The sequence below is a fragment of the Nitratireductor sp. GCM10026969 genome (assembly GCF_042660605.1).
Lineage (GTDB): Bacteria > Pseudomonadota > Alphaproteobacteria > Rhizobiales > Rhizobiaceae > Chelativorans.
In genome coordinates, this window is the sequence record NZ_JBHSUM010000052.1 from 1 (window position 1) to 20,723 (window position 20,723).

General features: G+C 63.6%; 15 protein-coding genes. 12 read left to right on the forward strand and 3 right to left on the reverse strand.

All coding sequences use genetic code 11. The annotated features are described in order from the left end of the window. Both ACFP9U_RS12545 and fosX read left to right on the forward strand, forming a co-directional pair. Positions 1-1,546 (forward strand): molybdopterin biosynthesis protein (locus ACFP9U_RS12545; RefSeq protein WP_378621830.1); only part of this gene is annotated, 1,546 nt, incomplete at its 5' end. Between the two features lie 90 nt (positions 1,547-1,636). After that, a complete protein-coding gene (fosX, locus tag ACFP9U_RS12550; RefSeq protein ID WP_378621831.1) occupies positions 1,637-2,056 on the forward strand; it encodes a FosX/FosE/FosI family fosfomycin resistance hydrolase in 420 nt (139 codons plus the stop codon). Between the two features lie 79 nt (positions 2,057-2,135). Here fosX and mobA read toward each other — a convergent pair whose 3' ends face one another. Both mobA and fdhD read right to left on the reverse strand, forming a co-directional pair. Next, the gene (gene mobA / locus ACFP9U_RS12555; protein ID WP_378621833.1) at positions 2,136-2,762 is read right to left on the reverse strand and encodes a molybdenum cofactor guanylyltransferase MobA; all 627 of its coding nucleotides are present in this window, start codon (positions 2,760-2,762) and stop codon (positions 2,136-2,138) included. Further along, positions 2,752-3,639 carry a formate dehydrogenase accessory sulfurtransferase FdhD gene (gene fdhD / locus ACFP9U_RS12560; RefSeq protein ID WP_378621835.1) on the reverse strand — a complete coding sequence of 296 codons (888 nt, stop codon included), beginning with the start codon at positions 3,637-3,639 and terminating at the stop codon, positions 2,752-2,754. Before fdhD ends, mobA begins: the two co-directional genes overlap by 11 nt. Before the next feature lie 155 nt (positions 3,640-3,794). On the opposite strand from fdhD, the gene glp reads away from it, so the two are divergent. The 8 genes from glp (at position 3,795) to ACFP9U_RS12600 (ending at position 15,924) form a co-directional block, all read left to right on the forward strand. Next, positions 3,795-5,051, forward strand: a complete 1,257-nt coding sequence (gene glp / locus ACFP9U_RS12565) for a gephyrin-like molybdotransferase Glp (RefSeq protein WP_378621836.1) — start codon at positions 3,795-3,797, stop codon at positions 5,049-5,051. A 250-nt stretch (positions 5,052-5,301) separates the two neighbouring features. After that, positions 5,302-5,535, forward strand: a complete 234-nt coding sequence (locus ACFP9U_RS12570; protein WP_322452562.1) for a sulfurtransferase TusA family protein — start codon at positions 5,302-5,304, stop codon at positions 5,533-5,535. Positions 5,536-5,780: 245 nt separating this feature from the next. Further along, on the forward strand, positions 5,781-7,388 hold the full coding sequence (locus ACFP9U_RS12575; protein WP_378621839.1) for an NAD(P)H-dependent oxidoreductase subunit E: 1,608 nt from the start codon (positions 5,781-5,783) through the stop codon (positions 7,386-7,388). Between the two features lies 1 nt (position 7,389). After that, positions 7,390-10,185, forward strand: coding sequence for a formate dehydrogenase subunit alpha (fdhF, locus tag ACFP9U_RS12580; RefSeq protein ID WP_378621841.1), 2,796 nt, complete (start codon positions 7,390-7,392; stop codon positions 10,183-10,185). 704 nt (positions 10,186-10,889) lie between these two features. Continuing rightward, entirely contained in the window at positions 10,890-11,954 is a 1,065-nt protein-coding gene (locus ACFP9U_RS12585) for a sterol desaturase family protein (RefSeq protein WP_378621843.1), read from the forward strand. An 85-nt stretch (positions 11,955-12,039) separates the two neighbouring features. After that, positions 12,040-12,702, forward strand: a complete 663-nt coding sequence (locus tag ACFP9U_RS12590; RefSeq protein WP_378621844.1) for a TVP38/TMEM64 family protein — start codon at positions 12,040-12,042, stop codon at positions 12,700-12,702. Positions 12,703-13,416: 714 nt separating this feature from the next. Next, positions 13,417-14,904 (forward strand): alpha/beta fold hydrolase, encoded by a 1,488-nt coding sequence (locus tag ACFP9U_RS12595; protein ID WP_378621846.1) that lies wholly within the window; start codon positions 13,417-13,419, stop codon positions 14,902-14,904. A 180-nt stretch (positions 14,905-15,084) separates the two neighbouring features. Next, entirely contained in the window at positions 15,085-15,924 is an 840-nt protein-coding gene (locus ACFP9U_RS12600; protein ID WP_378621848.1) for an alpha/beta fold hydrolase, read from the forward strand. Between the two features lie 84 nt (positions 15,925-16,008). Here ACFP9U_RS12600 and ACFP9U_RS12605 read toward each other — a convergent pair whose 3' ends face one another. Then, positions 16,009-16,821 (reverse strand): helix-turn-helix domain-containing protein, encoded by an 813-nt coding sequence (locus ACFP9U_RS12605; protein ID WP_378621850.1) that lies wholly within the window; start codon positions 16,819-16,821, stop codon positions 16,009-16,011. Positions 16,822-16,934: 113 nt separating this feature from the next. On the opposite strand from ACFP9U_RS12605, the gene ACFP9U_RS12610 reads away from it, so the two are divergent. After that, a complete protein-coding gene (locus ACFP9U_RS12610) occupies positions 16,935-18,956 on the forward strand; it encodes a CocE/NonD family hydrolase (RefSeq protein WP_378621852.1) in 2,022 nt (673 codons plus the stop codon). 169 nt (positions 18,957-19,125) lie between these two features. After that, positions 19,126-20,709 carry an ABC transporter substrate-binding protein gene (locus ACFP9U_RS12615; protein WP_378621855.1) on the forward strand — a complete coding sequence of 528 codons (1,584 nt, stop codon included), beginning with the start codon at positions 19,126-19,128 and terminating at the stop codon, positions 20,707-20,709. The last annotated feature ends 14 nt before the right edge of the window (positions 20,710-20,723 follow it).

Here is a 20,723-nt window from a genome sequence, read left to right on the forward strand (position 1 = left end):
GGGCGGCGCCATCGAGATCCGGCGCAGCGCCTCGCCCGGCCAGTTCGTTTCCTACGCCGGTTCCGACATCGCCCGGGGCGAGGTCCTGCTGCGGGCCGGTACGGTGATCGGTTCCCGCGAGATCGGCATGCTCGCCGCATGCGGCATCGCCTCCGTCCCGGTGGCGCGGAAGCCGCGCGTCGCCGTCCTTTCGACTGGCGACGAGCTCGTCCAGCCTGGCGCGCCGCTGCCTTCCGCCGGCATCTACGACACCAATGGGGCAATCGTCACGGCCGCCATTGCCGAGAACGGTGGCGAGGCTGCGTTCCTAGGCAGTTTTCCCGACGATGAGGCACGGCTGGAAGCCGCAATGCGGCAGGCGCTGGCCGAAAACGACATGCTGGTGCTGTCGGGCGGGACGTCGAAGGGCGCGGGCGATGTCAGCCACCGCATCGTCTCGCGGCTCGGCAAGCCGGGCATCATCGCGCATGGGGTCGCGCTGAAGCCGGGCAAGCCGCTTTGCCTTGCCGTGTGCGACGGCAAGCCGGTGGTCATCCTGCCGGGATTCCCGACCTCGGCCATGTTCACCTTTCACGACATGATCGCTCCGGTCCTGCGCCGGATGGCCGGCCTGCCGCCCAGAGCCGATATGCGCGTGACGGCGCGGGTGCCGCTGCGCATCGCCTCCGAGCTCGGCCGCACCGAGTTCGTCATGGTGTCGCTGGTCAAGGCAGAGGAGGGGGAACTCGTTGCCTATCCGACCGGCAAGGGCTCGGGCGCCATAACCTCCTTCGCCCAGGCCGACGGTTTCATCCGCATCGAAGCGCTGGCCGATCACATGCCGTCGGGCAGCAGGGCCCAGGTAACGCTTTTCACGCCGCAGGTGCGGGTGCCGGACCTCGTCATCATCGGCAGCCACTGCACCGGCCTCGACCGCATCGTGGCGCCGCTCGTGGCAGAGGGACACACCGTGCGCATTCTCGCCGTCGGCAGCCTTGGCGGGCTTGCGGCGGCGCGCCGGGGCGAATGCGACCTCGCGCCGATCCATCTCATGGACGAGAAATCGGGGCGCTACAACGAGCCTTTCCTGGAGCCCGGGCTCGAACTGGTGCCCGGCTGGCGGCGGATGCAAGGCATCGTTTACCGCCCGGGTGACGATCGTTTCGAGGGGCTGGATGCGCAGGAGGCCCTGCGCGCGGCGCTCAGCGATCCGACCTGCCTGATGGTCAACCGCAACCAGGGCGCGGGGACGCGCATCCTAATCGATTCCCTGCTCGGTGGGGCCCGGCCGGACGGCTATTGGAACCAGCCCCGCTCGCACAACGCGGTGGCGGCGGCGGTCGCGCAAAAGCGCGCGGACTGGGGGGTCACCATCGAGCCCGTTGCTGAGGGAGCGGGGCTCGGCTTCATTCCGCTTGCCGAGGAGCACTATGATTTCGCGCTGGTCACGTCACGGAAGGACCGGCCTGCCGTCACGGCCTTTCTCGCGGCGCTGCAATCGGAAGAGGGCGGAAAGGCGCTGGAGGAGGCGGGGTTCCGCAGGTCGATTGCGGGAGAGGCGATTTGAGACCCTAGAACAGACTGCAATCCCCGGTCATTCTTCTTCATCAAGTGCCTGTGATTCCGAAAGCGCATCACATTAAGGCAGGAGGAAGATTTGGTTCAGGGCCTCAGTCACATCACCTTCATTGTCCGCGACCTCGATCGTATGCAGGAAATTCTCACAACAGTCTTCGACGCCCGCAAGGTTTATGACAGCGGTTCGGAGAGCTTCTCCCTTTCCAAGGAGCGCTTTTTCCTCATTGGAAAAGGAGAGGAGCCGATCTGGGTTGCAGCGATGGAAGGCGAGCCGCTTCCGACACGGACCTATAACCACGTTGCTTTCAAGATCGCCGACCAGCAATACGAGGACCATTTGCAACGCATTCGTGGACTCGGCCTGGAGGTCCGAGAAGGGCGGTCACGCGTGTCTGGCGAGGGGCAATCGATCTATTTCTATGACGACGATAACCACATGTTCGAGCTGCATACAGGCACGCTTGACGAGCGTTTGAAGCGCTATGCGGAAGGACGCTAGCCCCCGGGCCCTGAACCCTGTTGATTGGCGGCAATGCACGAAATCGGGCCGGTTGAACAGGTTCCGTCGGGCCTGACCCTCATTGCTCGACGAGCCGGGCGAGGCGTTCGGCCTCGGCAAGGTCGTCCAGCGTGTTGGCGTTGAAGAACGGATCGAAGGGGTCGGCAGGCCAGGAAACGGTCGCGAGCCGGTAATTGGCGGTCCAGCGGTCGATCTTGCGCATTCCTTCCATAAGCGCCCGGCGCAGATCGTGCCTGAGAGCGACGCTCCAAAGTCCGATCACCGGGTGCGATCGGCCCGCCGATGCCGCGACGCAAAGCTGCGCGTCGTCCGCGATCCGCGCCTGGTGGAAGCGCGCGACGAGATCGCGCGGCAGGAACGGGCAGTCGCCGGCAACGCTCACGACCCATTCCGCTTGCGCCCGGTTCCCGGCCGTCCAGTCGAGCGCGGCAAGCACGCCGGCGAGCGGGCCAGGATAATCCTCCACCGTGTCCGCGACAACCGGCAGGCCGAAACGAGCGAAACGGGCCGGGTCGCCATTGGCATTCAGCAGGAGTCCATCGCATCGCGGCGCGAGGCGGGCGATGACGTGATCGAGGATGGCGCGTCCGCCGATCTCCCGCATCGGCTTGTCACCGCCGCCCATGCGCCGGGCGAGCCCGCCCGCCAGGATGACGCCGACCGTTGCGGGGCGCTCAATCGTCATGTCTGCCGGCCTTGCGTTGAATGCGCGCCGGTTCCTCCTCGACGGCAGCCGGATCGTCGTCGAAGACGATCCGCTCCTGGCCCGACAGGACGGCGAACCTCTTGCCACGCGCGCGGCCGACGAGCGTCAGGCCGGCTTGCCTCGCAAGATCCACGCCCCAGGCGGTGAAGCCGGAGCGCGAGACGAGGATCGGGATGCCCATGCGCACCGTCTTGATGGTCATTTCCGAGGTCAGCCGGCCGGTCGTATAGAGGATCTTGTCGCCCGCATCGACGCCGTTCTGGTACATCCAGCCGGCGATCTTGTCGACGGCGTTGTGGCGCCCGACATCCTCCATGTAGCAGATGGGCGTGTCTTCCTTGCAGAGCACGCAGCCATGGATGGCGCCCGCCTCCAGATAGAGCGAAGGCGTGGTGTTGATGGTGCGGGTCAACCGGTAAAGCCAGGAGGTGCGCAGTTCGGCCTCGGGCAGGCTGATGGTCTCGAGCGCCTCCATGAGGTCGCCGAAGGCGGTGCCCTGGGCGCAGCCCGAGGTCAGCGTCTTCTTCTTCAGCTTCTGCTCGAAATTGGTTCCGCTTCCGGTGCGCACGACCACCACCTGAAGGTCGTCGTCATAGTCGATCCCGGTCACGATATCGGTCGGCTTGAGCATGTTCTGGTTGAGCAGATAGCCGAGCGCCAGATATTCTGGATAGTCGTTGATCGTCATCATGGTGACGATCTCCTGCGAATTCAGATAGAGGGTCAACGCACGCTCGACCGGAACGCTCACTTCCACCGGGTTTCCCATGTGGTCCATGCCGCTGACCCGCTCGGTCAGCCGCGGGTTTTCCGGATCCGGCATGACCACGCTGACGTGGCTCTTGATCTTATGCATGACGCTCTCGCAGAATGGGTGTTCGTCGCCGCAGCGATCGGGATTTGCTGCCAAACTCGCATGAAAACGCTCGCGCGTCAGCCTTTCGTTCCTATAGTAGCGGGCGAATACGTCCAACGTCGATCGGCGCGCGCACATGGAAACGGTAGATCAGGATGGCGCAACTTTCTGACGACTGCTTTGCTTTCGGCGGGCCGCTGAAATCCGTCGACGAAACGGTCGCGCTCCTCACCTCGCGTCTGCAAGCGGTGGAGGAGACTGAGACCGTCTCGCTCGGGTCCGCCGACGGGCGTGTCCTTGCCGAGGACGTGATGGCCCCGCTAGCGTTGCCGCCCTTCACCAATTCCGCGGTGGACGGTTACGCCGTCAGCGGCGCCAATCTGCCGCAGACCGGGGAACGGGCTTATCCCCTCGCGGGCAGGCTCGAGGCCGGCATGGCGCCGGGATCGCCGGTCCCCGAGGGCCGGGTCGTGCGCATTTTCACCGGTGCCGCAATGCCCGAGGGAACCGACACGGTCTTTATGCAGGAGGATGTCCGCCTGGACGAGACCGGGAGGGCGATTCTCCCGCCCGGCCTCAAACAGGGCGCCAATGTGCGCCCCGCAGGCGAGGATATCATCGCTGGAAAGACCGTTTTGCGGGCCGGCCATTGCATGCGCCCCCAGGATGTCGCGCTCGCCGCAGCCATGGGCCTGTCCGAGCTCACCGTCCGCCGGCGCATACGCGTTGCGGTGTTCTCGACGGGAAACGAGATCGTCGCGCCGGGCCGGCAGCGCAGCCCGACGCAGCTTTTCGATTCCAACCGTTTCATGCTGATCGCCATGCTGGGGCGGCTTGGCTGCCATGTCACCGATCTCGGCATCCTCCGCGACGACCCCGATGCGATTGCCGAAAGCCTGCTGACCGCTGCTGCGGCGCACGACATGATTCTCACCTCGGGCGGGGTCTCCACCGGTGAGGCCGATTACGTCAAGAAGAGCGTCGAACAGGTCGGCTCGCTGGTCTTCTGGCGCGTTGCCATCAAGCCCGGCCGCCCCGTCGCGATGGGCGTGATTCGGGGAGCGGCGTTCATCGGACTGCCGGGAAATCCGGTGGCGAGCTTCGTCACCTTCGCCCACATAGCGCGTCCCGCCATTCTGGCCCTTGCCGGAGCGCAGCTGCCACCCCAGCTTCCGATAAGCGTGCGCGCCGCCTTCTCCTACCGCAAGAAGAAGGGCCGGCGCGAATATGTCCGAGCCAGCCTGCGCAGGGCCGAGGACGGTTCGTTCGAGGCGGTGAAGTTTCCGCGCGAAGGTGCGGGTCTTCTTTCGTCGCTGGTCGAAACGGACGGCCTTGTCGAACTCGACGAGGAACGCACTGGGATCGAAGCGGGCCAAACGGTCAGTTTCATCGCTTATTCGAACCTGATCTAGGTGGTTTTCCGCCCATTGCGCGTCGCGTGTTGCGTCGCCGTGAAAGTTACCGGTTGACACGCAGCGCCTCTGGAATACAAAATGCCAGATATGGAACAAAGTGGCAGCTTTCGGGATATTGCCTCTAGGTCCACGCAAGTTTCGCCTCGTCCAGGAACGCGAGGCGGCAAGGAGGAAAGCATGCTCGATAGGACCGTTCGGAACCCGTGCGAAAAGGCCGGAGGGCACGCCCTTCGTCGTGCCAAGGCGCATGGCCACCATCCAGCTTGACCTGACGGGGCTGATGTGCCCGTTGCCTGCGTTAAAAACGCGCAGGGCACTGGGCAGGCTCAAGAGGGGAGACCGGCTTGAGGTCCATTGCACAGATCCACTCGCAGCCGTCGATATCCCTAATCTTATTAGCGAAACGGGAGATCGCATTGAGGACATTACGCGCGATGAAGAGCGTATAATCTTCCTGATCGAGAGGCGAACGGACCCATAAAGACAGTTCCCCGACAACCTCCGGTTCTGTTAAGTGTTGGGGTCAGTATACGGTTCGCGGACGGAGGAAAACCGAACCGGTTTGCAGGTGAATGAGGAGGAACGTCTTTGCGCGACAGTGGAAGTTCCGGTGTGACTGCCGAGTTGGCGAGGAATAACTCCTCCCGCGGCGGGCGGGCAGACGCACTTCAAGATCGGCGCGGCCGCGATCGTGGCCCCAAGGGGCGTGCGATCGATGAAGCCGCGTTGCATGAGGTCCGGGCGCTTCTTGGACCTCAACCGCGTCGTCGCGACCTGCTCATCGAGTTCCTGCATCTGATCCAGGATCGATACGGCTGCCTTTCTGCGCCCCATCTGCGGGCGCTCGCCGAGGAAATGCGTCTGTCGCAGGCCGAGGTGTACGAGGTCGCGTCATTCTACGACCATTTCGACATCGTGAAGGAAGGCGCGGCGAAGCCTGCGCCTCTCACGATCCGCGTCTGCGATTCCATAAGCTGTATGCTGGCGGGAGCCGAGACCCTCTTGGAGAAGCTTTCCGCATCCGTCGATCCGCAGGATGTCCGCGTGGTGCGTGCGCCATGCATGGGCCGCTGCGCCACCGCGCCGGCAGCACGCATCGGTGACCGCGAGGTCGATCATGCCGATGCCGATGCGCTCGTCGAAATGGCGCGTTCGGGCGATGTGGGGGTTGCGGTTCCCGACTATATCGGGCTCGACGCTTACAAGGCTTCGGGCGGCTACCAGCTTCTGCGGAAGGTGAGGGCAGGGGAGACCCCTGCCGACGAAATCATCGAGACGATGCAGAATGCGGGCTTGCGTGGTCTGGGCGGGGCAGGGTTCCCGGCCGGCAGGAAATGGGGGATCGTGCGCTCCTTCCCCGGCCCGCGACTGATGTCGATCAATGGCGACGAGGGCGAGCCGGGAACCTTCAAGGACCGCTTCTATCTGGAAACGGACCCGCACCGCACGCTGGAGGGCGCCTTGATCGCCGCCCATGCGGTCGAAGCCGAGCGCATCTATTTCTACATGCGTGACGAATATCCCGCGGTCCTGCAGATCCTGCGCACCGAGATCGCCGCACTGGAAGAAGCCGGCATCGCAACGCCCGGCTTCATCGAGCTGCGCCGGGGGGCCGGCGCCTATATCTGCGGCGAGGAAAGCGCGATGCTGGAGAGCATCGAGGGCAAGCGCGGCCTGCCGCGCCATCGCCCGCCCTATATCGCCGAGGCCGGCCTGTTCGGCCGCCCGACGCTCAACCACAATGTTGAGACGCTGTGGTGGGTTCGTGACATCGTCGAGAAGGGCGCCGAGTGGTTCGCCGAACAGGGTCGGCCCGAGCATCCGGGGCTCCGTTCCTGGTCGGTTTCGGGTCGTGTCCGCGAGCCGGGGGTAAAGCTTGCACCGGCCGGTATTACCGTGCGCGAGCTGATCGACGACTATTGCGGCGGCATGGCCGAAGGCCACGAGTTCAAGGCCTATCTGCCGGGCGGCGCCTCCGGCGGTGTCCTGCCGGCCTCGATGGGCGACATTCCGCTCGATTTCGGCGGCGAGCTCGCCAAGCAGGGAGCTTTCGTCGGCTCGCACGCGGTCGTGATCTTCTCGCAGGCGGACAACATCAAGGACGTGACGGTCAACCTCTTGAAGTTCTTCAAGCACGAAAGCTGCGGCCAGTGCACGCCCTGTCGCGAGGGTACCGAGAAAATGGTCACGCTCCTGAAGAAGCAAGGCAAGCCCGATGAAGATGCCATCCACGATCTCGAAATGGTGATGCGCGATGCCTCCATCTGCGGGTTGGGCCAGGCTGCGCCCAATCCGGTCACCCACCTTCTGACTCATTTCCGGGACGATCTTTGACATGACCAGCAAGATCACCTTCACGCTCGACGGAAAGACTGTCACCGCCGCCGAAGACGAGACCATCTGGGAAGTGGCCAAGCGCGAAGGCACGCGCATTCCGCATCTGTGCCACGTCGATATGCCCGGCTACCGGCCGGACGGCAATTGTCGCGCCTGCATGGTCGATATCGACGGCGAGCGCGTGCTCGCCGCATCCTGCATCCGCAAGCCGGCCGAGGGCATGGTCGTGCGCACGGACACCGAACGCGCCGAGAAATCGCGCGAGATGGTGTTCGAGCTTCTGGCCAGCAACATGCGTCCCGCCGAGGAAGGGCCGGACAACCAGTCCCTTTTCTGGGAGTGGGCGTCCTCCATGAGCATTTCCGGAAGCGATCGCCTGGGGTCGAAATTCGCCTCAGATGATCTGGCGCCGGAGTTCGACATCACAAATCCGGCGATCGCCGTCAATCTCGATGCCTGCATCTCCTGCGGCGCTTGCGTACGCGCCTGCCGCGAGGTGCAGGTGAACGACGTGATCGGCATGGCGAACCGCGGCAATCATGCGGTGCCGGTGTTCGACATCCATGACCCGATGGGCCTTTCGACCTGTGTGACCTGTGGTGAATGCGTCCAGGCCTGTCCCACCGGCGCGCTCTACGAAAAATCGCTGATGGACAAGGAAGGCAAGACCCGCGCCGTCCAGTCCTTCGACAAGGTGGTGGATTCGGTCTGCCCGTTCTGCGGCGTCGGCTGCCAGACCAAGGTGGCGGTGAAGGACAACAAAATCGTCCAGGTCGACGGCCGCGACGGCTATGCCAACGAGAACCGGCTTTGCGTCAAGGGCCGCTTCGGTTTCGACTACGTCATGTCGCCCGAGCGGCTGACGAAGCCGCTCATCCGGCGCGATGACGCACCCAAGTCCGCCGATATCGACCTGCGCGGCGTCGATCCGCTCACCGTTTTCCGCGAGGCGAGCTGGGAAGAGGCGCTCGAACGTGCAGCCGGCGGCCTGACCGCGCTTCTGAAAGCCCATGGTGGCAAGGCGCTGGCCGGCTTCGGTTCGGCCAAGGGCTCGAACGAGGAGGCCTACCTTTTCCAGAAGCTGGTGCGGCAGGGCTTCGGCACCAACAATGTCGATCACTGCACGCGGCTTTGCCACGCATCCTCAGTGGCCGCGCTCATGGAAGGGGTCGGCTCCGGTGCCGTCTCGGCGCCGTTCAACGACGCGCTCAAGGCGGATTGCATCGTCATCATCGGTGCGCGGCCGACCGTGAACCATCCGGTGGCGGCGACCTATTTCAAGCAGGCGGCCAAAGGCGGCAAGAAGCTGATTATCATGGATCCGCGTCGCCAGGACCTGATGCGGCATGCCAGCCATGCGCTGGAATTCAAGCCCGGCACCGACGTTGCCATGCTGAACGCGCTGATCCATGTGATCGTCGAGGAGAAGCTCTACGACGAGCAGTACATCCAGGCCAATGTGTCGGGTTTCGAGGCGCTGAAGGAGAAGGTGAAGGACTTTTCGCCCGAGGCGATGGCGGAAGTCTGCGGCATCGACGCCGAGGTGCTGCGCGACGTCGCCCGGACCTACGCCAAGTCCGAGCGCTCGATCATCTTCTGGGGCATGGGCATCTCCCAGCACACGCACGGGACCGACAATTCCCGCTGCCTGATCGCGCTGGCGCTGATCACGGGGCACGTGGGAAGAGCCGGCACCGGACTGCATCCGCTGCGCGGCCAGAACAACGTCCAGGGCGCGTCCGACGCTGGCCTCATCCCGATGTATTTCCCCGACTACAAGTCGGTCGAGTCCGTCGATATCCGCAGCCAGTACGAGAATTTCTGGGGCCAGACACTGGATCCCAAGCGGGGTCTCACCGTCGTGGAGATCGTAGACGCCATCCACGAAGGCGAGATCAGGGGCATGTACATCCAGGGCGAGAATCCGGCCATGTCGGACCCCGACCAGACCCATGCGCGTGAGGCGCTCGCCATGCTCGACCACCTGGTGGTGCAGGATATCTTCATGACCGAGACCGCGTGGCACGCCGATGTGGTTCTGCCCGCCTCGGCCCACGCCGAGAAGATCGGCACATACACCAACACCAACCGCCAGGTGCAGATCGGCCGCCCCGCGCTGGGTCCGCCCGGTGAGGCCAGGCAGGATTGGGAACTGATCGTCGAGATTGCCAGGCGCATGGGGCTCGACTGGAAGTATGAGCAGGTTTCCGACGTCTATACGGAAATGGCGAGCATGATGCCCTCTCTCCGCAACATCTCCTGGGAGCGCGTGGAGCGGGAGGGCTCAGTCATCTATCCGGCCGATGCCGAAGACAAGCCCGGCAACGAGATCATCTTCACCGAGGGTTTCCCGACGCCGGACGGCCGTGGCCGCATCACACCGGCCGACCTCTTGCCTCCCGCCGAGGTGCCCGACGAGCAGTTTCCGCTCGTGCTAACGACGGGCCGTCTGCTCGAGCATTGGCACACCGGTGCGATGACGCGCCGGGCAGGCGTGCTGGACGCGATCGAGCCTTACGGGATCGCGGCGATGAACCCGCGCGAGATCGCCAGGCAGGGGCTGACGCCGGGCGATATCATCGAAGTGGAAACCCGACGGGGAACGGTCGAGGCGGTCCTGCGCGCCGACCGTGAAGTCGCCGACGGCATGGTGTTCATGCCCTTCTGCTTCAACGAAAGCCCGGCCAACCAGCTCACGAACCCCATGCTCGATCCCTTCGGCAAGATCCCGGAGTTCAAATACTGTGCCGCCCGCGTCGGGCCGGCAGCACAGCTGGAAGCCGCCATGACGTGATCGCCAGCGCGCCGTCCGCCGGCGCGCTGGCGGCATCGCATGAAGCTTGTCGCGTTGCGATGTCTTACAACCCATCATGGCGATCTGAGCGGGCGGGCTGTTGGAAACGCCCGCACGGCCCCGATCTCACCGCGATAGGCGGCGAGAAGACCGTTCGCGTCGTCAATGGTGTCGGAGACCATGCCGAGGGCAGGCGCTTGGCTTGTTGCTACCCTTCGCAATCAGGATGGCGTCTGGAAGATCCCTTCAAGAATACCTGAGCCGGGGTTGTCACTTCTCTTGAAGCTTCGACCGATGGCGCCAGCGAGCGTCTCGTCGCCAGCCTTTCACCGCTTGCTGCTGGGTGATCCGCTGGTGATCGAGTCGCGGGAAAGGTCGCGCATGCCTTTGTGCGGAACTGCCGCGACCTAGATCATAATTGGGAGATCCGCCGTTCTTGGTCACGATCGCAGTGGCATTTGGACGATACAGCACGTCGGTGGCCGATTGGAGATGTGAGTTGTCCGGTGTCCTATTCCGGGTGTTTTGGAGGCATGCCATGCGGTTAGGAGGAGTGATGCGACAGTATCTGATGGACCTGACCAGCCCAGGTCTGAGCCCGCTCGATCTGCGCCGCTCCCTGCAGGAAGATGACAGGCGTGCGATGAATTATCGCCGGGCGCTACGGCATGCCGGGCCGGTCGCTTGTAATTGCAATGCATGCCGTGAACCTGGTCCTTGCCGCCGCCGGGCCGCCCGATCGGTTCGGGCGGCGGTCGTGGCTCCCGCTCACCGCTGCCTTGGCTTCCGCCGCGCAGGCGGCCGTCGCAGCCAAATATCTGTTTTACCAGATGCCGGAGGTAGTCAAGGCGGCGCTGCCGCAGCGGCTGCACCAGGGCGGGGCCGGTAAATCGGCGATGGGGCAGGATAGGCGCATAGCGGGTTGGGTGAGTGGTGCGCTGGTCGTCGGTGCTTTCGGGCTTCTGGTATGGGCGGAAATGCGCCGGCCATTGCGTGAGCACCGGGAAGGAAAGGTCAGGCGGAATATTCGCAACCTAGCGGTGGCGGCCCTGAGCGCCGTCACGCTCCAGGCGCTGGAAAGGCCGATCGTCAATCCGCTCGCGAAACTTGTGCAGCGTCGCCGCTGGGGCCTGCTCAAGCGATTTCGCCTCCCTGCTTGGCTCGAGAATGTCCTGGCCGTGGCGCTGTTGGATTACACGCTCTATCTCTGGCACATCATGGTCCACCGGGTGCCGTTCCTTTGGCGCTTCCATCAGGTGCATCACGCCGATCTCGACATGGACACCTCAACGGCGCTGAGGTTCCATTTCGGCGAGATGGCTCTGTCGGTCCCCTATCGGGCGGCGCAGGTGGCTCTCCTTGGCGTCGCACCGCGGCCGCTTTCGATGTGGCAGACATTTCTGCTCGTCTCGGTGATGTTCCATCACTCGGACCTGCGGCTGCCGCTGCCTTTGGAGCGTCGGCTCTCCCGGTTCTTCGTGACGCCCCGAATGCACGGCATTCACCACTCGATCATAGAGGACGAAGTCAACTCCAACTGGTCGAGCGGCCTGACGCTGTGGGACTGGCTGCATGGCACTTTGAGGCTCGACGTGCCGCAGAGCGAGATAGACATCGGCGTGCCGGCCTATCGCAGTCCCGATGACGTGACCTTGCCGAGACTGGTCGAAATGCCGTTCGCCGAACAGCCGCCGACCGATCGCTTGCCGTCGGGCGCGAAGCCTCGTCGATACCGGCGTTTCAGCGTCGGCAAACGGCTTCCGGGGTAGTATAACCGGCAGGCGGAGCGTGGTGCGAAGTTGCACCGAAGAGGAGCATGGGCCGTTGGCGGACCGTCGCCACCGTGGAACCGCGTTGACCAAAGCCGCGGTCGGGGCCGTGGTCGTGCTCGCGCTGGCGGTCCTGTACTGGTGGCTGTCGCAATCCGGCGCGCTTGAGACCCTCGGCGATGAGCGGGCGCTGCAGGACCAGGTCCGGCGGTTCGGTTTCTGGGGACCGTTGGCGATTATCGTGATGATTGCCGGGGCAATCATATTGAGCCCTATCCCGAGCGGCCCCATTGCTCTTGTAGCCGGTGCGGTCTACGGGCCCATCCTGGGCACGATCTATGTCGTGGCGGGAGCGGAGGCCGGCGCGATCGTCGCCTTCTCGATCGCCCGCATCTTCGGCTATGAAGCGATGCGGCACTGGTCGAGGGTGGAGCCGCTCCTCGACCTGCTGCGCAAGGACCGGTCGCAGAACTGGCTGATGGCCATCGTCTTCGCCTCGCGGCTTGTTCCCTTCATTTCCTTCGACGCCATCAGCTATGCGGCCGGGCTGACGCCGCTCGCATTCTGGCGCTTCGCGGTCGCTACGCTTGTCGGCGTCGTTCCGATCAGCTTCCTGCTCACCTATTTCGGGAAGGAGTTCATAACCGCCGATCCCACGCGCATGATGATCATAGCCGTCGCGGTCGGTGGGATCACGCTTCTGCCCATCGCGCTGAAGCTCCTGTGGGAGCGTTACAGGGATGGATGAACCAGGCGCGCCCATGGCCCTGACCTTGTCCGTCATCATCCCGGTGTGGATCCGCGGGCATGCCGGCAGCAGCGGCTTCTCATACGCCCAAATGGCATTTTCGGCGACGAGCGGCTCTCCGCGGCGCTTGCGGCGATGCTGGAACGCCCGGCGGAGGAGCACACGCTGCGCAGCCTCGCGCAGGCGCCGGCCATGAGTCGCTCCGGCTTTGCGCTACGCTTCATGGTCACTTTGGCCAGCCGCCGATGACCTTTCTCCGCGACCTTCGCCTGCACCACGCGGCATGCCTCCTGGAAAAACACGGATCTGTCGGCCATTCGAGCCGAAGCTATTTCACCCGTGCGTTCATGGCGCTGTACGGAACCGACCCGAGAACTTTGATAACACGATCTTTATGACGTGCACGCTCACCTCACCTCACCTCACCTCACCTCCCGAGCCGATGGTGCTACAATCAAACAGCCTTTCGCCGAGGCGCTGCGCTTCAAAGACGGTCTTCTGCTCGAGGATGACCGCTCAGGGTGGTTCTCCTGTGCAACTGTCGGCATCCAGCCGGCGAGCGGAAGAGCTGCAAGTCGGGATGTGACAGGTTGTGGCGGCGATCGCGTCGCTGCTATGTTGACAGCACGCACGAAGATGATCCGGGGCTCCATGGCTACCCGTCTTCAGATCGAAGTCCTGGGCGGACTGAGTGTCAGATGCGGCGGGCGGCCTTTGGCGCTGCCGCACTCGAAAAAGACACGCGCCCTTTTAGCCTATCTGGCGGTGGTCGGACGGCCGCAACGTCGCGAACATCTGTGTAGCCTGTTCTGGGGGCTTACGGATGATCCGCGGGCCTCATTGCGCTGGAGCCTCCACAAGCTGAGGCGGCTCACCAACACTGCGGATTGTAAGCGCCTGGTCGCCGACCGTCACTCTGTTCTGCTCGATCCGGATATGATCGACCTTGACTTCGCGAGTGTGTCCAGCTGCCGGTCCGGAAAGATAAACACGTTGGATACGGTCGACCTGGAGGCGCTTGTAGCGGCGTCTCGTGGAGAATTTCTGCCTGACCTTTGCCTGCCGCGCTGCCCAAGCTTCGAGGCATGGCGGCTCTATCATCAGAACATCGCGCGGCGATGGCACATCGAGATTCTGCGGCGGTTGGCAGAGCGGCTCCAGGATCGGCCCGAGAAACGGTCGATTTATCAGGCCATGCTCGAAAGCCTCACCGAAGAGGAACCCGGTGAAGCCGCCGTGCCACCTGTGCCGGCCTGGTACCCGGCGGAGGCCGCGTCGCGGTTTGGCCGGCCTGTGATGCCGCAAAGCTCGCAGCTGCCGGAGGGCGCCACGCCAGGCTCCATGACTCCCGCCCGCCCTCAGGAGATCCGCTTCCACACCACTCCTGACGGCGTGCGGATCGCCTATGCCGTATGCGGGCAGGGCGCGCCGATCGTGCGTGCGGCCCACTGGATGTCGCATCTCCAGTATGACTGGGAAAGCCCGGTGTGGTGCCACTGGATCGACGCGCTGTCCGACGGCATGACTCTCATCCGCTACGACCAGCGGGGGAACGGCCTGTCAGATTGGGATGTCGGCGATATCTCATTCGAGGCGATGTTCTCGGACCTCGAGACCGTGGTCGATGCGGCGGGGCTGCAGCGTTTCACTCTTCTGGGCGTGTCGCAGAGCTGCGCGGTTTCGGTCCGCTATGCGGTCCGGCATCCCGATCGGGTATCCGGCCTTGTCCTTTATGGAGGCTTCGTCAAGGGGTGGCAGAAACGGGGGAACGACCATGAGGTGGCGACCCATGAGGCCATGACGACGCTGATGCGGGAAGGGTGGGGACAAAGCAATCCGGTGTTCCGGCGCCTCTTCACGATGACGCTCATACCGGGCGCGAGTCCAGAGCAGATGGACTGGTTCGACGAGTTGCAGCGCGTCACCGTTCGGCCCGAAAACGCCTGCCGGCTGCATTTGGCCTTCGGCGAGATCAACGTTGCGGGATTGCTGTCGCAGGTTACGGTTCCCACGCTCGTCCTGCATGCCCGTGACGATGCTGCCGTTCCGTTCAGTTCCGGGAGAGAGTTCGCTACGGGTATCCCCGGAGCACGATTTGTCGATCTCGACAGTGCCAACCACATCCTGCTCGCCGAAGAGCCGGCTTTTGCCCAGTTGGTCCGGGAAGTAAAGCGGTTCGTCGTGGAAACGACGCAGCCATAGCGCTCGGAGGCCTGGCCTCTTGCCCATCCTCGGCAAGCCTCGCGAGGCCTTCACTCCCACAATCCGCCAATTCCAACGGTGAGCCGTACATATTCAACGGTGTCTCCGACGGCATTTTCAACGGCCATCGTCTACCCTGATCGGGTAGCAAGCAACTCACTGGTCGAAAGAGGCACGATCATGAAGGTTTACGATGTGAAGGGCGGCGCAGGATTGCGGCTGCACGTGCGCGAATGGGGCGAGGAGAACGCGCCGTCGATCCTGTTTATTCACGGTTGGTCGCAGAGCCATCTGTGCTGGCAAAGGCAATACGAAAGCGAACTGGCGGACGCGTTCCGTCTCGTGGCCCTCGACCTGCGCGGCCACGGCATGTCGGAGGCGCCGCTGGAAGCGGAGAACTACACCCAGCCCCGCTTGTGGGCGGACGACATCGCCGCTGTGATCGAGCAACTGGACCTTGACCGGCCCGTGCTCGTGGCCTGGTCCTATGGTGGCTTCGTCGTCGGCGATTATCTGCGCGCGTACGGGACCGGCCAGATCGCGGGCATCAACTTCGTCGGCGCGGTGGTCACGCTGAACAAAGAGGCCCTTGGCACTCTGATTGGTCCCGGCTTCGTTGACAACGTCGTCGGCGCCACAAGCGACGATCTGCCCACCAACATCGAGGCGATCCGACGTTTCCTGCGCGCCAACACTTCCACGCCCTTGCCCGCGGATGTGTTCGAGACTGCGCTGGGCTGGAACATGGCCGTATCTGCCAAGGTACGGGCGGCGCTGGTCGCCCGCGAGATCGATTCCGATGATGTCCTGGCGGCGCTGACCGTGCCCGTCCTCGTGAGCCACGGGCACAAGGATCAGATCATCTTGCCGGTGATGGGCGAGCATATTGTGGCGACGTGCCCGCACGCCATCCCATCGTGGTATCCAGACATCGGCCACATGACGTTCGTGGAGGAGGCGGACCGATTCAACAGTGAACTGATGCAGTTCGCGCAGGACGCCCAGGAACGGCAGCCATGACGCAGTAGACAGTGGTACAATTATCGATCTAGGCGGATCGCTGCAGCCGCAACGGCGTGCGGTTGGAAGCTCTCCCCAACAAGATCATGCGTCGTCGGTCTCAAGGACGAAGCTGTCTGGCTTGCCGTGATTGCTGATCATCGACCGGATGCTCGGATCGATCATCGGATCAGTATCGTCGTAAAGCCCGCACGTTTTCAGCGCCTTGCGCTGATCGATGGATTTGCCGAGATATTCCAGGAGAACGATCGATGCCGCAGGCTTGCGTCCACGCAAAAGCGGCATTCCGGTCTGCACGCCTATCAGAAACGTCAGGCTCGTCCGGTAGCTCGGATAGAGGATCAGCTGGGTGATGCTGCTCTTGAGCAGCGTCTCATATTCCAGCGCAAAGATGCGGTCGCCAAGCAGAAACAGCGCACCGGTGTATTTCGAGGTCTTGACCCCGTAGCGGCCATCGAGCTTCAGCCGTTCGATGCTCCGCCAGTAGTAGCGCCCGTCCTTCTCGTAGATGGCAGCGAGGCATTTGATGATCTTGCCGGCATGGCCGAACGAATAGAAGTAGCGGAAATAGTAGCCGACATAGCGGCCGAGATCGCCCGATCCGCGGTAGAGCTCCTCGATATGTGTCAATATCTCAGTCGGCCCATCGCCGGCGATCGGCCGGCGCTTCAGCCCGGCGATCTCGGCGAAGCGTCGGTGATCGAGCAGAAGCTCGCTCTCGCTCACTCCGAAGAAATCGCAGATCCGGCGCATGTTACGGCGGGACGGCACCGTCTGACCGCTCAGATATTTGTTGAACTGCTGACGGTTGATCCCGATGCGCCGGCAGACGGACGCGATCGAGGGATAGTAGCTGCATAGGAAAGCGAGGTTGTCGGAGAGTGGATCGCGGAGCATGCATCTAATGCACTTGACGCTGAAATAGTGTCAAGTCGCGAAGGGTCGCGAAATTGCCTGCAAGGTTGAGCTGCCGCAGGGTGGCGCCGTCCATAAGAGGATTGCCGCACACAATGCGAACCGTAAACGAGTTTCCCCACGCGATCCGCGCGGTAGACCATTTTGAGATTCCCATGCCCGACGGCTGCCGTCTGGCCGCGCGCATGTGGCTTCCGGCCGATGCCGAGCAGAACCCGGTTCCGGCAATCCTGGAATACATCCCCTACCGGAAGAACGACCTGACAGCCGCCCGCGACATCGTCATGCACCCCTACGTCGCCGGCCACGGTTACGCGGTCGTGCGGGTCGATTTGCGGGGCGCAGGCGATTCGGAAGGGCTGATGCGCGACGAGTATCTGCAGCAGGAGCTCGATGACGGGGCGGCCGTTATCGACTGGCTGTCGCGCCAGCCCTGGTGCGACGGCAATGTCGGCATGATCGGCATCTCCTGGGGTGGTTTCAACGGTCTGCAGATCGCCGCAATGCGCCCGCCGGCACTCAAGGCTGTCATCAGCTGCGCTTCCACCGACGACCGTTACGCCGACGACGTGCACTACATGGGCGGCTGCCTGCTCATCGACAATCTTTCCTGGGCCTCGATCATGTTCGGGCGCAACACGCTGCCGCCCGACCCGCGCAACAAGCCGGATAACTGGCGGGACCTCTGGCGCCGCCGGCTGGAGGAAAGCGGACTGTGGCTGAAGAATTGGCTGGAGCACCAGCGCCGGGACGAATTCTGGGAGCACGGCTCCGTCTGCGAGGATTACTCCGCCATCACCTGCCCCGTCTTCGCCGTCAGCGGCTGGGCCGACGGCTATTGTCGATCGGTCTTCCGCCTGATGGAGAATTTGCCGGGCCCGCGGATGGGACTGGTCGGCCCGTGGGCGCATACCTATCCACATATCGGCAGGCCCGGTCCGGCGATCGGTTTCCTGCAGGAGAGCCTTCGCTGGTGGGATCGCTGGCTGAAAGGCCGCGATACCGGCATTATGGAAGAGCCGATGCTGCGCCTGTTCATGCAGGATCACGCGCCGCCGCAGACTTCTTATGAGGTGCGCGCGGGGCGCTGGGTCGGCGAACCCGCCTGGCCTTCGCCCAATATCGAACGCCAGTCGTTCTTCCTTTCGGGAGGAGGGCGGTTGGCGCGGGAGAAGGGCGGCGAAGAGCCACCGGTCACGCTACGCTCGCCACTATGGGTCGGGCTCCGCGGCGGCAAATGGTGCTCCTATGCCACGCCCGGCGATCAGCCGGCGGACCAGCGCGCCGACGATGCCGGCAGCCTCGTCTACGAGACCGAGCCGCTGAAAAACGATCTGGAAATCGCCGGCGACGCAGCACTCGAACTGGCGTTTGAGAGCGACAAGCCGGTGGCTATGGTCGCGGTACGGCTCTCCGATGTATCGCTGGAGGGAAGCGTGACGCGCGTCAGCTACGGGCTTTTGAACCTGACGCACCGGGACAGCCACGAGACCCCCGAAGCGTTGGTGCCGGGCAAGCGGTACCGCGTGAACGTTCCCTTCAAGCATGTCGCCCAGCGTTTCTCCGCCGGCCACCGGATTCGGCTTGCGATCTCGACCAGCTATTTTCCCGTCGCCTGGCCCACGCCCGAGCCGGCGACGCTGACCATTCACCCGTCGGATTGCCGCCTCGATCTCCCGAGGCGCAGCGCCGATCAGGACGACCGGGCACCTGTCGCTTTTGCCGGGCCCGAAGGCGCCGCCCCACTCGATATCGAGACGATCGCCAAAGCCGAGGAGGGCTGGACCCTCACCGAAGATCTCACGGATGGCACTACGGTGCTGACGGTTCGCGACAGCGGGGGCACGTTCCGCCTCGTCGAAAACGATCTCACAATCACCTCCGACGGCACGGAACGCTATTCCTTCCGCGGCGACGATTACGCGAGCCTCAGGGGCGAAATCGGGTGGACGTGGGAAATGTCGCGCGGCGACTGGCGGATCCGCAGCGTTACCGAGACCGTGCTGACCGCTTCGCCGTCGCATTTCCACATCGAGGCGCGATTGAGGGCGTGGGAGGGCGACAAGCTGATCCAGGAACGGAAATGGGTGGAGGCAATCCCTCGGCAGCTTCTCTAGCATTCGCGAGTTGACGCACTATAGGCGTCGTAAGGCGTCGCAAGCGAAATTGACGATTCCGGGAACCCACCAAACAATGGGCCTTCCGTTACTGGCGGACGGCGAGCGACAAAGGGCGATGCCACCTGGGAGAAAGGGGCCGCTCCATCAAAAAAAGGGGAAGGCAAGCATGACTGACGTGACAATGAGCCGAAGACAGCTCCTCAAGGTGGGCGCCGGGCTGGGCACCGGCGTCATCGCCTCCGGCCTGCCGCTGTCGCAGGCGGTATGGGCGGCGGAAGGCAAGGAACTCATCGCCCGCTCCTATGCGGACATCAACAAGCTCGATCCCGGCTTCTACCAGAACGCCTACAATGTCGACGTGATGAACTGCATCTACACCAAGCTCACCCGCTATGTGCCGGGCTCGGAGTGGGGCTGGGAACTGGAAGGGGCGGAATCCGTCGAGCAGGTCGACCCGACCCACATCCGCTTTCGTCTCAAGAAGGGTATCCAGTTTACCGGCGGCTACGGCGAGCTGACGGCAGAGGACGTGAAGTTCTCCTTCGAGCGGGTGATCGAGCACGATTCCCCGGTGAAGGGCGACTGGGGCCCGCTCGACCATGTGGAGATCGAGGACGACTATACCGGCGTCATCGTGCTGAAAAATCCGTTCGTGCCACTGTGGAATATCACGCTGCCCTATGGCTGCGGCCACATCGTTTCGAAAAAGGCGGTCATGGAGGCGACCGGCAATGGTGGTGATTTCGGCATGAATCCCCCCTGCTTCTCCGGTCCCTATGTGCTCGAGGAGTGGAAGCCGAACCAGTCGATCCTCCTGGCGCGCAACCCCGAATGGAAGGGGCCGAAGCCGGGCTTCGACCGGGTGCGCATCCTGCCGATCGGCGACGTCAAGACGGCGGAGCGCGCCTATCAGGCTGGCGATCTCGACTTTACCGACTTCAGTCTCGATTCGCTGGCGACGCTGAAGAGCAGCCCGCCGGCCGACACCACGATCGAGGAAAAGCCCTCGCTTTATTACGTTTATGTCGGCATGAACACCGATCATCCCAAGCTTCAGGACATCAATGTCCGCAAGGCGATCCAGTGGGCGATCAACATACCGCAGATCATGGACGCGGCCTATTCGGGACAGGCGGAAGTGGCCACCGGCCTCATCGCGCCCGGCCTTGTCGGTCACAGGGAAAAAGCCCTCGTCCCGCCGGAAGGCGATCTCGAAAAGGCGCGCGAATATCTCGCGAAGGCCGGCGTCGAGAACCTCACGCTGACCATCGACGCGCTCAACCAGAATACCTTCTCGACCATTGCCGAGGTGGTGCAGGCGCAATTGTCGCAGATCGGCATCGTGGTCGAGGTGAACGTTCAGGATTCGGGCTCCTTCTGGACCATCGGGATGGAATCGGAGGGCGAGCGCTGGAAGGAGATGCAATTGATCGTCCAGCGTTTCTCGATGGTGCCGGACCCCTATTACGCCACGACCTTCTTCGTGCGCGACCAGGTGGGTGTCTGGAATTGGGAGCGCTTCAAGAGCGAACGTTTCGACGAGCTCAACGAGTTGGCGGTGGCAGTGGAAGACGACGAGGAGCGGGCCAAGCTCTATCATGAGATGCAGGACATCATGGAGGAGTCCGGCGCTTATCGCTTCCTCACCCATGAAGGCTCGCCGATCATGTACCGCGCCTCCAAGGTGAAGGCGGCGACGCGCCCGGACGGACGCCCGCTCTACATCGACTTCGACCCGGCCTCGAACTAGGCCGCCGGGTCGGC

What these genes read in the sequence shown, in the direction of transcription:
- ACFP9U_RS12615 (WP_378621855.1), top strand. Translation starts at nt 19,126, where the DNA reads ATGACTGACGTGACAATGAGCCGAAGACAGCTCCTCAAGGTGGGCGCC.
- ACFP9U_RS12610 (WP_378621852.1), top strand. Translation starts at nt 16,935, where the DNA reads ATGCGAACCGTAAACGAGTTTCCCCACGCGATCCGCGCGGTAGACCAT.
- ACFP9U_RS12600 (WP_378621848.1), top strand. Translation starts at nt 15,085, where the DNA reads ATGAAGGTTTACGATGTGAAGGGCGGCGCAGGATTGCGGCTGCACGTG.
- fdhD (WP_378621835.1), bottom strand. Translation starts at nt 3,639, where the DNA reads ATGCATAAGATCAAGAGCCACGTCAGCGTGGTCATGCCGGATCCGGAA.
- ACFP9U_RS12570 (WP_322452562.1), top strand. Translation starts at nt 5,302, where the DNA reads ATGGCCACCATCCAGCTTGACCTGACGGGGCTGATGTGCCCGTTGCCT.
- fdhF (WP_378621841.1), top strand. Translation starts at nt 7,390, where the DNA reads ATGACCAGCAAGATCACCTTCACGCTCGACGGAAAGACTGTCACCGCC.
- glp (WP_378621836.1), top strand. Translation starts at nt 3,795, where the DNA reads ATGGCGCAACTTTCTGACGACTGCTTTGCTTTCGGCGGGCCGCTGAAA.
- ACFP9U_RS12605 (WP_378621850.1), bottom strand. Translation starts at nt 16,821, where the DNA reads ATGCTCCGCGATCCACTCTCCGACAACCTCGCTTTCCTATGCAGCTAC.
- mobA (WP_378621833.1), bottom strand. Translation starts at nt 2,762, where the DNA reads ATGACGATTGAGCGCCCCGCAACGGTCGGCGTCATCCTGGCGGGCGGG.